The following is a 12,058-nucleotide window of genomic DNA, read 5'->3' as shown; positions in this document are numbered from 1 at the left end:
TCCCCTCAGCTCGCCGGGTAGCGGTCGATGGGCGGCGGCTGCGGGGCCGGGTTTCCGGACAGCCCGAGGGTGGCGTCGTACGCCTTCTTCCAGTCGCCGTTCTTCTCGTGCGCGGCGAGCGCGTCGTCGAGGGCGAAGCGCAGCGCGGTGTCGTTGCGCGGCACGCCGACGCCGTAGGGCTCCTTGGAGAAGGGCTCGCCCACGACCTTGAGCTCGTCGGGCACCTTGGCCGCGTAGCCCAGGAGGATGGTGTCGTCGGTGGAGACCGCGTCGACCTGGTAGCTGAGCAGGTTGTCCACGCACACGCTGTAGGTGTCGTAGGAGACCAGCTCCGTCTCCGGGTACTCGCTCTGGAGGCGCTGGTAGGGCGTGGAGCCGGTGGCGGAGCAGACCCGCTTGCCCGCCAGGTCCTGCGGCCCCTTGATGTCCTTCTCGTCCTTGCGGACCAGCAGGGACTGGCCGGCCATGTAGTAGGGCCCGGCGAAGCCGACCTGCTTCTTGCGCTTGTCGTTGATCGTGTAGGTGCCGACGTAGTAGTCGATCTGGCCGTTCTGCAGCGCGGTCTCGCGGTTGGCGGAGGCGACGGTCCGGAACTCGATCTGCTTGTCCGGGTCGAAGCCGAGGGAGGCCGCGAGCATCCTGGCGATCTCGATGTCGAATCCGGAGTAGCGGCCGGTGGCGGGGTCCTTCTCGCCCAGGTAGGGCTGGTCCTCCTTGACTCCGATGACCAGGCGGCCGCGTTTCTTCGCCTGCTCCCAGGTGCGGGAGTCGGGCAGTCGGAAGTCGGTGGCCACCCGGTACTCGGGCAGGTCCTCCGGCTGGGGGCCCTTGACCGGGGGGCTGCCTTCCTGGCCGCAGCCGGTGGCGGTGGCGGCGGCCAGGAGGACGAGCAGCAGGGCGAGGACGGGCAGACGGGAGGCGACGGGCAGTCGGGAGACGACGGGCATACGGGTGCTGTGCATGGTGGCCGCCCGCTCAGTGCTTGAGGATCTTGGAGAGGAAGTCCCTGGCCCGCTCGCTCTCGGGAGCGGTGAAGAACTCCTCCGGGGGCCGGTCCTCGACGATCCGCCCGTCGGCCATGAAGACCACGCGGTTGGCGGCTGAGCGGGCGAAGCCCATCTCGTGGGTGACCACCAGCATGGTCATGCCGTCCCGCGCGAGCTGCTGCATGACCTCCAGTACCTCGTTGATCATCTCGGGGTCGAGGGCGGAGGTGGGCTCGTCGAAGAGCAGCGCCTTGGGGTCCATGGCGAGGGCGCGGGCGATGGCCACGCGCTGCTGCTGGCCGCCGGAGAGCTGGGCCGGGTACTTCTGGGCCTGGTCGGCGAGGCCCACCCGGGAGAGGAGCTCGCGGGAGCGCCGGTCGGCGTCGTCCTTCTTCCGCTTGCGGACCTTGACCTGGGCCAGCGAGACGTTGGCGAGCACGGTCTTGTGCGCGAAGAGGTTGAAGGACTGGAAGACCATGCCGACCTCGGCACGCAGCCCCGCGAGTTCCTTGCCCTCGTCGGGCAGCGGGCGTCCGTCCAGGGAGATGGTGCCGGACTCGACGGTCTCCAGCCGGTTGATGGTCCGGCACAAGGTGGACTTGCCGGAGCCGGAGGGGCCGATGATCACCACCACCTCCCCGCGGCCGACGGTGAGGTTGATGTCCCGCAGGACGTGGAGTTCCCCGTAGTGCTTGTTGACGTCCCGCAGCTCGATCAACGGATCGACGGCCATGCGCTGCCCACCTTGTTGGCTCTCGGCTGTGTCGAGGTCAGCGCAAGCTATCCACCCGGGGAAGGGCAGTTCACCTCGACACGCCCGAAAGAGACATAAAGCGCAAGGTAGACCGAATCATCCGGCGGGGCGGCCGACCCAAGGGGCCGCACGCGGATCGCCCCGTCCGAGGTGCGAGATCGTTCAACATCGTATGGACAGATTCTTAGGTACGCCTTACCTTACTGACTGATCGCCCGCACTGGAATCGAGGATTCCGCATGTCCAGACGCACCCACCGCACGGCCGGCCCGGTCGTGGCGCCGACCCACGAGGCCTGACCGATGAGCGCGCTCGCACCCGACCCCGTCTTCTCGTCGCCCGACGACGGGCGGTCCGCCGACCCCAAGGTCACGCCGGTGCTGGTGCTCATCGCCCTCGGCGTACTGGCCTGCGGCACCGAAGCGGTGATGTGCTGGACCGCCGGCCACCTGCACGCCGATGCCACGCTCCAGACCGTGGCCCGGTTCCTGCACGTCGCGGCCCTGATCGTCGGGTTCGGTGCGGTCCTCGCGGTGGACTGGATCGCCGTCCTGTGGCTGGCCGGCCGCCGTCGGCTGACCCACATCCTGGACGCCTCCAACGCGCTGGCGACCCCGATCTGGGTCGGACTGGCGGGCCTCACCGTCACCGGCACGCTCCTCCGGCCCGACCTGGACAACCCCCTGACCCTGGTCAAGCTGGGCCTGGTGCTGGCCGTGACCCTCAACGGGCTCTACGCGCACGGCCTCGGCCAGCGTCTGACCCCCTACCGGAACAAGGGCCTCCCGGCCGTCCCGCGCCGGCTGCTCGTCCAGTCCGGCATCGCCGCCACCGTCAGCCAGGTCGGCTGGTGGGGTTCCGCCCTGATCGGCTTCATCAACAGCCAGAGCTAGGCCGTGTCCTGCTCCCTGGACAACTCCCTGGACAGGTCGCGTGGCCCGTCCGGCACCACCGCCGGGCGGGCCACCCTGTGTTTCCGGCCCGCCGGGCCCCTGGTCTCGGCGGCCTCCGCGTAGGTCTGGCAGAGCTCCGGGGAGCCGGTCATGGCCCAGGCCACGCCCGCCTCGATCACGTTGAGTTCGCGGCCGCCGGCCAGCCGGACGAAGGGCTGGCCGCCCGGCCACACCTGCCAGGCCGCGCCCGGCACGGTGCGGACGATCACCGTGCCGAGGTAGAAGCCTGCGTCGTTGCCCAGCCAGGGCGTGTTCTCCGGATCGCGGCGCCAGCGCGGCATCAGCTGGTCCAGGGCCTCCAGTGAAGCCGGGCTCTCGTCGAGTTCCAGCCCGTCCGCCCTCGCCTGGACGCGCAGCATCTCGCACTCCGAGAAGAGTTCGCCGATCCCCTCCGGGTCCTCCGCGAGTGCCGCGGCGAGCGCCGCACCCCGCCCGGTCTCGTGCCGATTCAGTCGATTCAGCCAGTTGTCCAGGAAAGGGATGTTCATAGCCTCCAGCGTCGCATCAGACGTCGAGATCGACAACGACCGGCGCGTGGTCCGAGGCGCCCTTGCCCTTGCGCTCCTCGCGGTCGACGTAGGCGTCCTTGACGGCCTTGGCGAACGGCTCGTTGCCGTAGACCAGGTCGATGCGCATGCCCTTGTTCTTGGGGAAGCAGAGCTGGCGGTAGTCCCAGTACGTGTACGGGCGGTCGTACTTCAGCGGGCGCGGCACGATGTCCGACAGGCCCGCGCCGCGGAGCGTCTCCAGGGCGGCCCGCTCGGCCGGGGTGACGTGCGTGAGGCCCTCGAAGACCGCCGGGTCGTAGACGTCCTCGTCGGTCGGGGCCACGTTGTAGTCGCCGAGCACGGCGAACGGGCGGCTGCCCGCCGCGTCCTCGGCGACGGCCTCGGTCAGCGCGCGGAACCACTCCAGCTTGTAGCCGTAGTGGTCGTGCTCGACCTCGCGGCCGTTGGGCACGTAGACCGACCAGAGGCGGACCCCGCCGCAGGTGGCGGAGACGGCGCGCGGCTCGTCGGCGCCCTCGTAGAGCGGGCCGCCGGGCAGGCCGGTCACCACGTCCTCCAGGCCGACCCGGGAGAGCAGCGCGACGCCGTTCCACCGGCCGGTGGCGTTGACCGCGGCCTCGTAGCCCAGCTCGCGCAGCGCGTCGTACGGGAACTGCTCGGCGGAGCACTTGGTCTCCTGGATGCACAGGGCGTCCGTGCCGGAGCTCTCCAGCCAGGCCAGCAGCCGGGGCAGCCGGGCGGTGATCGAGTTGACGTTGAACGTGGCGATACGCATGCCGACCAACCTACCGCCCGGCACCGACAGTCACCCGGTGACGTTCACCGGGCGGGCGGGCACCCGGCGGCGGTCACAGCGTGGCGGTCACAGGGCGGCGGTCAGAGGGTGGTGCTCTCCCCCGCGGTCATCCGGCCGTGCGGCGCCCCGCCCAGGTTCTCCAGGGCCGTGTCGTAGATCGGGCGGGCGATGTCGGCGAGGTACGCGTCGTGGATGTCGACGGCACGGAGCGGCTTGACCTCCCGGACGTAGTCGATCACCTCCGCGACCTTGTTCCACGGCGCGTGCACCGGCAGCATCAGGGTCTCCACCGGCGTACCGGGCACGGTCAGCGCGTCCCCGGGGTGGAACAGGGAGCCCTCCACCAGGTAGCCGACGTTGGTGACGCGCGGGATGTCCGGGTGGATCACGGCGTGCAGCTCGCCGTGCACCTGGACGTCGAAGCCGGCCGCGGTGAAGGCGTCGCCGTGGCCGACGGTGTGCACCCGCCCCGGGTAGGCGGGGGCGAGCCGCTCGGCGACGCTGCGCAGGGTCCACAGTGCGGCGGCCGGGTTGGCGTCGAGGGCGGCCCGCAGCCGGCCCTCGTCGAAGTGGTCGGGGTGCTCGTGCGTGACCAGCAGGGCGTCGGCCCCGAGCCCCGCGTCGGGCTCGCTGAAGGCACCCGGGTCGATGACGAGGACCTGCCCGTCCTTCTCCAGCGCGATGCAGGAGTGCAGCTTCTTGGTGAGCTTCATGATCCCCAGGGTAGGGACTGCCGCGGCCTCACGGGGTGGCGGTCGAGACCACGTACACCCGCGGCTTCTCCGGATCGGTCAGGTCGACCGTGACGTCCTGGGTGGGCCGGGGGTTCGGCTGGTCGTGGGTGGTGCCGTACCAGTGGCGGTCCGGGGCCCAGCTCCAGCCGGCCACACCGGCGTCCCGCTCCCCCACGGACACGCCGGGGGTGAGCGCGGCCCGGCTGCTGCCGATGGCCTTGAGGAAGAAGTCCAGGTCCACCGGGTTGGTGGTGAACTGCACGTACAGCCGGCTGGTGCGCCAGTTGTTGGTCTCGTAGAAGCCCACCCCGGTGGACCAGTCCGGCACCGGCACCTCGTAGATGCTCCGCTGCACCCGGGACGGCCAGCCGGCCCGCACCTGGGTGGCGGCCACCTTGGCCTCCTTGTCGCGGCCGCTGCTGCGGCTCTGCTCGGCGGAGACCACCAGGTAGCCCGCCGGGACGCCGATCAGCAGCACGATGATGATCGCGGTGAGCCAGCGGCGCCGGACGACGTGCCGGCGGTCCTCGGCGGGCGTGCCGCCGCCGGTGACCGAGGCCTGGCGGGGCACGGCCGGCGGCGGGCCGGCCGGCGAGCCTTCGCCGACCTGGGTGCTCTGGGCGGTCGGCGGGGTGGTGGGCGGGGTCAATGCGGTTCCTGTTCCTCGGGACGCGCGGTCCGGCCGGGCCGGTCGGCGCCGAGCCGGCCCATGTAGCGTTCGTAGCGCTCGTACCGTTCGACGCGGCGGCGCTTGGCCCGCCGGAAGCGGCGGGCGACCAGCCGGGCCAGGTCGGCGGCACCGACCATACCGGCCTCGGGGCCCAGCTGGGCCTTGGCGATCCGGGCCTCCGGCCGGTAGCCCCGGCCGGTCAGATGGCGCCGGAAGGCGTCCCGGGCCGGGCCGATGAGCAGGTCGTCGGCCGCGCTGACGCCGCCGCCGATGACGAAGCACGACGGGTCGAGGGCCGCGGCGAGGTTGGCGATGCCGACGCCCAGCCACTGCCCGATGTCCTGGAGCAGCTCCACGCACATGGCGTCGCCCTCGCGGGCCAGTTCGGTGATCAGCGGTCCGGTGATCTCCAGGATGTTCCCGCCGACCCGGGCGATGATGTTGTACGCCACCGGGGAGTCGGCGGCGGCCAGCTCGCGGGCCTCGCGCACCAGGGCGTTCCCGGAGCTGTACTGCTCCCAGCAGCCCCGGTTGCCGCACGGGCAGCGGTGCCCGCCGGGCACCACCTGCATATGGCCGAACTCTCCGGCCACGCCGAACTTGCCGCGCTTGACCTGCCCGTCCTCCAGGATCGCGCCGCCGATCCCGGTCCCCAGGGTGATCATCACGAGGTGGTCCTCGCCACGGCCCGCGCCGAACCGCCACTCCGCCCAGGCGGCGGTGTTCGCGTCGTTGTCGACCATCACGGGGACGGCCAGCCGGGCCTGCAGGGCGTCGCGCAGCGGCTCGTCGCGCCAGGCCAGGTGCGGGGCGAACAGCACCCGGGAGCGGTTGGCGTCGACCCAGCCGGCCGCGCCGATGCCGACGGCGTGCACGTCGTGCCGGTCGGAGAGGTCCAGCACCAGCTCGGTGATGGTGTCCTCGACCACCTTCGGGCTCTTGGACTTGTCCGGGGTCTCGGTGCGGATCTTCTCCAGGATGGTGCCGTCGGCGTCGACCACACCCGCCATCACCTTGGTGCCGCCGATGTCGATGCCGACGGTCGGGACGCGGGGGGCGGTCAGGTGCGAGCGGCGTTCGCGGGTCCCGGCGGTCCGCAGGACGGCGCCGCGCGCCGACCCGCGGTGCGTGAAGTCGCGGTACGTGCTCATCGAGTGCTACTCGTCCCTGTCGTCATCGGCCTTGTCGGCGGCGAGGTCGGCCGTACTGCTCGATTCTGCCACCCGGGCCAGTTCGTGGCTCAGCTCCTCCAGCTCGCTGCCGCCCGCCATCTGCCGGGTGAGCTCGTCCAGGGTGATCGAGTCCCGGGTGTGCGAGCCCGCCATGACACCGCGTTTGAGCAGCACGAACCGGTCGCCGACCAGATGGGCGTGGTGCGGGTTGTGCGTGATGAGGACCACACCCAGTCCGGCGTCCCGGGCCGCCGCCACGTACTTGAGGACCACCCCGGACTGCTTCACGCCGAGTGCGGCCGTCGGCTCGTCGAGCACCAGCACCTTCGCCCCGAAGTACACGGCGCGGGCGATGGCCACGCACTGCCGTTCGCCGCCGGACAGGGTGCCGATGGGCTGGTCCACGTCCCGCAGGTCGATGCCCATGCGGAGGAGCTCGGACCGGGTGGTGCGGCGCATCAGGCCGACGTCGAGGCGGCGGAGGGGCCCGCGGCCCTTCGTCGGTTCGGAGCCGAGGAAGAAGTTGCGCCAGACCGGCATCAGGGGGACCACGGCGAGGTCCTGGTAGACGGTGGCGATGCCGCGGTCCAGGGCGGCTCGCGGGTTGGCGAGGACGGTCTCCTCCCCCTCGATCTCGAAGGTGCCGGCGTCGTGCCGGTGCAGCCCCGCGATGATCTTGATGAGGGTGGACTTGCCGGCGCCGTTGTCGCCGAGGACGCAAGTGATCTCACCGGCCGAGACCTGCAGGGACACGTCCTGGAGGGCGCGGATGCTGCCGTAGTGCTTGCTGACGCCGGTCAGCTTCACCAGGGGGGTGCCCGCCGCGGCGCCCGCCGTGGTGTCCGCGTTCGTCCGCAATGTGCTCATGCCCGTGCCTCCGCCCTCTTGCGGACCCATGCGTTGAGCAGCACGGCCAGCAGCAGCATCGCGCCGAGGAAGAACTTGAACCAGTCCGGGTTCCACTGGGCGTAGACGATGCCGTTGCTGGTCATGCCGAAGATGAAGGCGCCGACGGCCGCGCCGATCGCGGAGCCGTAGCCGCCGGTCAGCAGGCAGCCGCCGATGACGGCCGCGATGATGTACAGCAGCTCGTTGCCGACGCCCTCGCCGGACTGGACGACGTCGTACGAGAACAGGATGTGCTGCCCGGAGATCCAGGCGCACAGGGCGACGCCCATGTAGAGGCCGATCCGGGTCTTGACGACCGGGACGCCGACGGCGCGGGCCGCGTCCGCCGATCCGCCCACCGCGAAGATCCAGTTCCCGGCGCGGGTGCGCAGCAGGATCCAGGTGGCGACGGCGACCAGGGCGATCCACCAGAGGATGGTGATCTCCAGGGTGACCTCGCCGGCGGTCCACTGGGAGGCGAAGAGCGCGCGGGCGGAGGGGTAGCCCTCCATGTCGGAGATGGTCTTGGTGGAGACGGTGCCGCTGATCAGCTTGGTGAAGCCGAGGTTGAGGCCGGTGAGCATCAGGAAGGTGGCGAGGGTGATGATGAAGCTCGGCAGCTTCGTCCGGGTCAGCATGAACCCGTTGAAGAACCCGATGGCCAGGGTGACCAGGAGGGACACCCCGACGCCGACCCACACGTTGGCGGTCATCTGGTAGCTGAACATCGAGCTGACCAGGGCCGCGGTGGTGACCATGACGCCCGCCGACAGGTCGAACTCGCCGCCGATCATCAGCAGCGCCACGGGGACCGCCATGATCCCGATGGTGGAGGACGCGTAGAGGATCGTGCTGAGGCTGGAGGCCTGGAGGAAGCTGGGCGCCGCGAAGGAGAAGAAGACGAAGACGGCGGCGGCTCCGACGACGGCCCCGAGCTCGGGCCGGCCGAGCAGCCGCCGTACGAGGGACACGTGCGCGAGGCGTTCGTCGCGGGCTGCGGGGGCCGGGCCGGCCGGCGGGGCGGTGGCCGCGCTCATCGGGTGCCCCGCTTGATGAACTCCTCCAGCTCGGCGGCCTCGTCCTTGGTGACGATCTGCGGGCCGGTCAGCACCGGCCGGCCGCCGCCGAGCGTGTCGGCGTTGTAGCGGTAGAGCCAGAGCAGGTCGACGGCCTCGTAGCCCTGCAGGTAGGGCTGCTGGTCGACGGCGAAGCCGAGGTCGCCGGACTTCAGGCCGCGGGCCACGGCCTCGTTGAGGTCGAAGGTGTCCACCTCGGCCTTGCTGCCCGCGGACTGCCTGGCCTTGACGGCGGTCGCCGCGAACGGCGCACCGAGGGTGACCACGGCGTCCAGGTCGGGCTCGGCCTGGAGCTTCGCCTGGAGGGCGGCCTGGACGGAGGGCATGTTGGTGCCCTCGACATAGAGGTTCTCCATGGTGCCGGGGAAGGTCTTCTTCGCTCCGGCACAGCGCTGCTCGTGGCCCACGTTGCCCTGCTCGTGCAGCACGCAGACGGCCTTCTTGCGGCCGCGCTTGCCGAGTTCGGTGCCGACGGCCTCGCCCGCGATCTCCTCGTCCTGCCCGATGTGGGTCAGGGCCCCGTACTCCTTGGACTGGGCGGAGCCCGAGTTGACGGTGATCACCGGGATGCCGGCCTTCACGGCCTTGGCGAGCACGTCCTTGAGGGCCTCGGGCTTGGCGAGGCTGACGATGATCCCGTCGACCTTCTGGTCGATGAAGCCCTGCACGTACTGCGCCTGCTGCTGGGCCTGGTCGTCGTGGGCGTAGACGAACTTGATGTTGTCCTTCGCCGCGGCCTCCTTGGCGCCCTTCTGCACGATGTCCCAGAAGGTGTCGCCGTCTCCCGCGTGGGTGATCATCGCGAAGGTCCAGCGCGGGGTGGAGACGGCCGGACGGCCCTGCGCCGCCCTGGCCCGTTCCTCCGCGCGCTTGCCGCCGGTGCTGCTGCAGCCGGCGAGGGCGGTGGCCCCCAGTGCCGCTGCGAGCACGGCGCCCATCACGCGTCTCCCTGTCCCAACCCTGGTCACGTCCCCGTGCCGTCCCTTCGAGCCGTAAGAGCCATGGATCCCATGGATTGCATGGGTGTCATGGATGCAAAGCCGGTCATTGTGGTGCCGGCCGCCCAGTATCCGCCACAGTGGACCATGAAGGGCCATCGGGGCAGATTGACAGGCGCCGCGCACCGCGTCACGTTGAGTCCATGCGCATCGGGATCATCGGTACGGGCCGGATCGGCTCGTTCCATGCGGCCGCGCTCGGCCGGCACCCGGAGGCGGGGTCCCTGCTCCTCGCCGACGCCGATCCGGCGCGGGCGGCGAAGGTGGCCGCCCGACTGGGGGCGACCGCCGCGCCCGGTGTGGACGAGGTGTTCAACTGGGGCGTGGACGCCCTGGTCGTGGCCAGTTCCACGGCCTCGCATCCGGAGCTGGTGATCCGTGCCGTGCGGGCCGGGCTGCCGGTGTTCTGCGAGAAGCCGGTGGCTCCCGACCTGGCCGGGACCCTGGCGGTGCTCCGGGAGGTGGCGGCGGCCGGAGGGGTGCTCCAGCTGGGGTTCATGCGGCGCTTCGACGCGGGCTACCGGACGGCCCGGGAGCTGGTGCGGTCCGGGGCGCTGGGCCGGCTGCACACCGTACGGACCATGACCGCGGATCCCGCGCCGCCGCCCGCCGGGTATCTGGAGACCTCGGGGGGCCTGTACCGGGACTGCCTGGTGCACGACTTCGACATGGTGCGGTGGGTGACCGGGCAGGAGGTCACCGAGGCGTACGCGATGGGCTCGGACGCAGGTCCGCCGCAGTTCCGGGCGGCCGGTGACGTGGACACGGCCGCCTGTGTGCTCCGGCTCGACGGCGGGGCGCTGGCGGCCTGCTCCGGGACCCGGTGCAACGGCGCCGGGTACGACGTGCGGATGGAGCTTGCCGGGGAGCTGGACCAGGTCTCGTCCGGGCTGGACGACCGTACGCCGATCGCCTCGACCGAGCCTCACGGCCCGCCGCCCGCGCGCAGGCCGTGGACGGGCTTCCTGGAACGGTTCGGGCCGGCGTACGAGGCGGAGCTGGCGGCGTTCGTCCGGCTGGTCCGCGGCGAGGGGAGCAACCCCTGCGACGGCGGGCAGGGCCTGGCGGCCCTGCGGGTCGCGGAGGCGTGCGAGATCTCGCGCCGGGAGCACAGGCCGGTGCCCCTGGCCGAGGTGCCCGGCCTGTGACCTGCTGAGCGGCAGGGCCGTGGGGCGGTGTCGGCCGGCGGGACGCACACCGGTGGCGGACGGCTCCGCCTCCGTCCCGCAGCCGCCGGCGCCGTCCGGGTTCACCAGCGGACCGGGAGGCTCGTGACCCCGCGTATCAGGGTTCCGGGCAGCCAGACCGGCGGTCCTGCGTCCGGGTCCCGGGCCAGCTCGGGGAACCGCTCCAGCAGGGAGCGGATCGCGATCCGGCCCTCCATCCGGGCGAGCGGGGCGCCCAGGCAGAAGTGGATGCCGTGGCCGAAGGCCAGGTGGCCCTGGGGGGCGCGGCGGATGTCGAAGGTGTCGGGCGCGGGGAACCGCTCCGGGTCGCGGTCCGCTCCGGCCAGCGACACGATCACGGCCTGGCCCGCGTGCATGCGGACCCCCGCGAGGACGGTCTCCTCGGTGGTGAAGCGGGTGGTGGCGCTCTCCACCGGGCCGTCGTAGCGGAGCATCTCCTCCACCGCACCGTCCAGCAGCCCCCAGTCGGCCCGCAGGCCGGCGAGCTGGGCGGGGTGGTCGAGCAGGGCCCGTACGCCGTTGGAGATCAGGTTGACGGTGGTCTCGTGGCCCGCGACCAGCAGCAGGAAGGCCATGCCGATCAGCTCGTCGGGGCTGAGCCGGTCGCCCGCGTCGCGTGTCCGGATCAGCGCGCTCATCAGGTCGTCACCGGGGCTGCACCGCTTGTCCTCGATCAGCTCGGTCAGGTACGCGGACGCCTCCGCCAGCGCCCGGGAGGTGTTCTCGGGCGTGGTGGGGGCGACGATCTCGTTGGACCAGCGCCGGAACGGGTCGCGGTCGAGGTCGGGTACGCCGAGCAGCTCGCAGATCACCGTCATCGGGAGGGGGAAGGCGAGCGCCTGGATGAGGTCGGCACGGCGGTCGGCGCGGCCGGCCAGCTGCTCCAGCAGGTCGTCGGTGGTGCGCTGGACGAGGGGGCGGAGGGCCTCCACCCGGCGGGCGGTGAACCCGCGGGCGACCAGTTTGCGCAGGCGGGTGTGGCGCGGCGGGTCGGAGTCGAGCATGTGGTCGTTGGCGGGGCTGGGGACGAGTCCGTCGAAGTATCCGGTGGCCTGCCGCCAGTCCTTGGACAAGGCGGGGTGGGTGAGGGCCTGGCGGGCCTCCTCGTGGCCCACCACCAGCCAGGCCTGGCCGCCGCCCGGGAAGGTGATCCGGTGCACGGGCCCGGCCTCGCGCAGTTTCGCGTAGTACGGGTACGGATTCTCGTTGAAGTCCGGTGCGTATGCGCTGATGTCCAGGCTCGGCATGGGTCCAGTCCCTTCCCCCGTCGTTCCGGGCAGCGTAAGCGGCCGCTCAGCCGACGGGGTCGCTATCCGGACACGTGTTCACGCCGCC

Annotated in this window: 12 protein-coding genes and 1 pseudogene; 2 read left to right on the top strand and 11 right to left on the bottom strand. The window is 71.6% G+C overall.

The window, feature by feature from the left end; all coding sequences use genetic code 11:
• Positions 1-5: 5 nt before the first annotated feature.
• Together ACGFQ9_RS03870 and ACGFQ9_RS03865 are read right to left on the bottom strand one after the other, a co-directional pair.
• Positions 6-947: a glutamate ABC transporter substrate-binding protein gene (locus ACGFQ9_RS03870; protein WP_393571828.1), complete on the bottom strand. Its 942-nt coding sequence runs from the start codon at positions 945-947 to the stop codon at positions 6-8.
• 28 nt (positions 948-975) lie between these two features.
• Entirely contained in the window at positions 976-1,719 is a 744-nt protein-coding gene (locus ACGFQ9_RS03865; RefSeq protein WP_393570890.1) for an amino acid ABC transporter ATP-binding protein, read from the bottom strand.
• A gap of 323 nt (positions 1,720-2,042) precedes the next feature.
• On the opposite strand from ACGFQ9_RS03865, the gene ACGFQ9_RS03860 reads away from it, so the two are divergent.
• Positions 2,043-2,633 carry a hypothetical protein gene (locus ACGFQ9_RS03860; protein WP_393570888.1) on the top strand — a complete coding sequence of 197 codons (591 nt, stop codon included), beginning with the start codon at positions 2,043-2,045 and terminating at the stop codon, positions 2,631-2,633.
• Between the two features lie 104 nt (positions 2,634-2,737).
• Here the strand turns inward: ACGFQ9_RS03860 and ACGFQ9_RS03855 are convergent.
• From ACGFQ9_RS03855 to ACGFQ9_RS03820, 8 genes and pseudogenes are all read right to left on the bottom strand, one after another.
• Positions 2,738-3,181, bottom strand: a pseudogene (locus ACGFQ9_RS03855) (DUF6278 family protein); the annotation flags it as partial.
• Positions 3,182-3,197: 16 nt separating this feature from the next.
• Positions 3,198-3,977 carry an exodeoxyribonuclease III gene (locus ACGFQ9_RS03850; protein WP_393570886.1) on the bottom strand — a complete coding sequence of 260 codons (780 nt, stop codon included), beginning with the start codon at positions 3,975-3,977 and terminating at the stop codon, positions 3,198-3,200.
• A gap of 101 nt (positions 3,978-4,078) precedes the next feature.
• Positions 4,079-4,711, bottom strand: coding sequence for an MBL fold metallo-hydrolase (locus tag ACGFQ9_RS03845; protein WP_393570884.1), 633 nt, complete (start codon positions 4,709-4,711; stop codon positions 4,079-4,081).
• 28 nt (positions 4,712-4,739) lie between these two features.
• Positions 4,740-5,381 carry a hypothetical protein gene (locus tag ACGFQ9_RS03840; protein WP_393570882.1) on the bottom strand — a complete coding sequence of 214 codons (642 nt, stop codon included), beginning with the start codon at positions 5,379-5,381 and terminating at the stop codon, positions 4,740-4,742.
• Positions 5,378-6,553, bottom strand: coding sequence for an ROK family glucokinase (locus ACGFQ9_RS03835; protein WP_393570880.1), 1,176 nt, complete (start codon positions 6,551-6,553; stop codon positions 5,378-5,380). Before ACGFQ9_RS03835 ends, ACGFQ9_RS03840 begins: the two co-directional genes overlap by 4 nt.
• Before the next feature lie 6 nt (positions 6,554-6,559).
• A complete protein-coding gene (locus ACGFQ9_RS03830) occupies positions 6,560-7,441 on the bottom strand; it encodes an ATP-binding cassette domain-containing protein (RefSeq protein WP_393570878.1) in 882 nt (293 codons plus the stop codon).
• The gene (locus ACGFQ9_RS03825) at positions 7,438-8,499 is read right to left on the bottom strand and encodes an ABC transporter permease (RefSeq protein ID WP_393570876.1); all 1,062 of its coding nucleotides are present in this window, start codon (positions 8,497-8,499) and stop codon (positions 7,438-7,440) included. Before ACGFQ9_RS03825 ends, ACGFQ9_RS03830 begins: the two co-directional genes overlap by 4 nt.
• The gene (locus ACGFQ9_RS03820; protein WP_393570874.1) at positions 8,496-9,476 is read right to left on the bottom strand and encodes a sugar ABC transporter substrate-binding protein; all 981 of its coding nucleotides are present in this window, start codon (positions 9,474-9,476) and stop codon (positions 8,496-8,498) included. Before ACGFQ9_RS03820 ends, ACGFQ9_RS03825 begins: the two co-directional genes overlap by 4 nt.
• A gap of 203 nt (positions 9,477-9,679) precedes the next feature.
• Between ACGFQ9_RS03820 and ACGFQ9_RS03815 the strand changes: the two genes are divergently transcribed.
• Positions 9,680-10,684, top strand: coding sequence for a Gfo/Idh/MocA family oxidoreductase (locus ACGFQ9_RS03815; RefSeq protein ID WP_393570872.1), 1,005 nt, complete (start codon positions 9,680-9,682; stop codon positions 10,682-10,684).
• 101 nt (positions 10,685-10,785) lie between these two features.
• Here ACGFQ9_RS03815 and ACGFQ9_RS03810 read toward each other — a convergent pair whose 3' ends face one another.
• Positions 10,786-11,970 (bottom strand): cytochrome P450, encoded by a 1,185-nt coding sequence (locus ACGFQ9_RS03810; RefSeq protein ID WP_393570870.1) that lies wholly within the window; start codon positions 11,968-11,970, stop codon positions 10,786-10,788.
• Between the last annotated feature and the right edge of the window lie 88 nt (positions 11,971-12,058).

Source organism: Streptomyces sp. NPDC048603 (assembly GCF_043199475.1).
Lineage (GTDB): Bacteria > Actinomycetota > Actinomycetes > Streptomycetales > Streptomycetaceae > Streptomyces.
The sequence above is the reverse complement of the archived record's forward strand: the minus strand, read 5'-3'. Positions and strand labels throughout refer to the sequence as shown.

Bases quoted from the DNA above. Each gene is read 5' to 3' on its own strand.
- ACGFQ9_RS03815 (WP_393570872.1), top strand. From the start codon at position 9,680: ATGCGCATCGGGATCATCGGTACGGGCCGGATCGGCTCGTTCCATGCG.
- ACGFQ9_RS03810 (WP_393570870.1), bottom strand. From the start codon at position 11,970: ATGCCGAGCCTGGACATCAGCGCATACGCACCGGACTTCAACGAGAAT.
- ACGFQ9_RS03870 (WP_393571828.1), bottom strand. From the start codon at position 947: ATGCCCGTCGTCTCCCGACTGCCCGTCGCCTCCCGTCTGCCCGTCCTC.
- ACGFQ9_RS03835 (WP_393570880.1), bottom strand. From the start codon at position 6,553: ATGAGCACGTACCGCGACTTCACGCACCGCGGGTCGGCGCGCGGCGCC.
- ACGFQ9_RS03845 (WP_393570884.1), bottom strand. From the start codon at position 4,711: ATGAAGCTCACCAAGAAGCTGCACTCCTGCATCGCGCTGGAGAAGGAC.
- ACGFQ9_RS03820 (WP_393570874.1), bottom strand. From the start codon at position 9,476: ATGGGCGCCGTGCTCGCAGCGGCACTGGGGGCCACCGCCCTCGCCGGC.
- ACGFQ9_RS03830 (WP_393570878.1), bottom strand. From the start codon at position 7,441: ATGAGCACATTGCGGACGAACGCGGACACCACGGCGGGCGCCGCGGCG.
- ACGFQ9_RS03850 (WP_393570886.1), bottom strand. From the start codon at position 3,977: ATGCGTATCGCCACGTTCAACGTCAACTCGATCACCGCCCGGCTGCCC.
- ACGFQ9_RS03825 (WP_393570876.1), bottom strand. From the start codon at position 8,499: ATGAGCGCGGCCACCGCCCCGCCGGCCGGCCCGGCCCCCGCAGCCCGC.
- ACGFQ9_RS03860 (WP_393570888.1), top strand. From the start codon at position 2,043: ATGAGCGCGCTCGCACCCGACCCCGTCTTCTCGTCGCCCGACGACGGG.
- ACGFQ9_RS03865 (WP_393570890.1), bottom strand. From the start codon at position 1,719: ATGGCCGTCGATCCGTTGATCGAGCTGCGGGACGTCAACAAGCACTAC.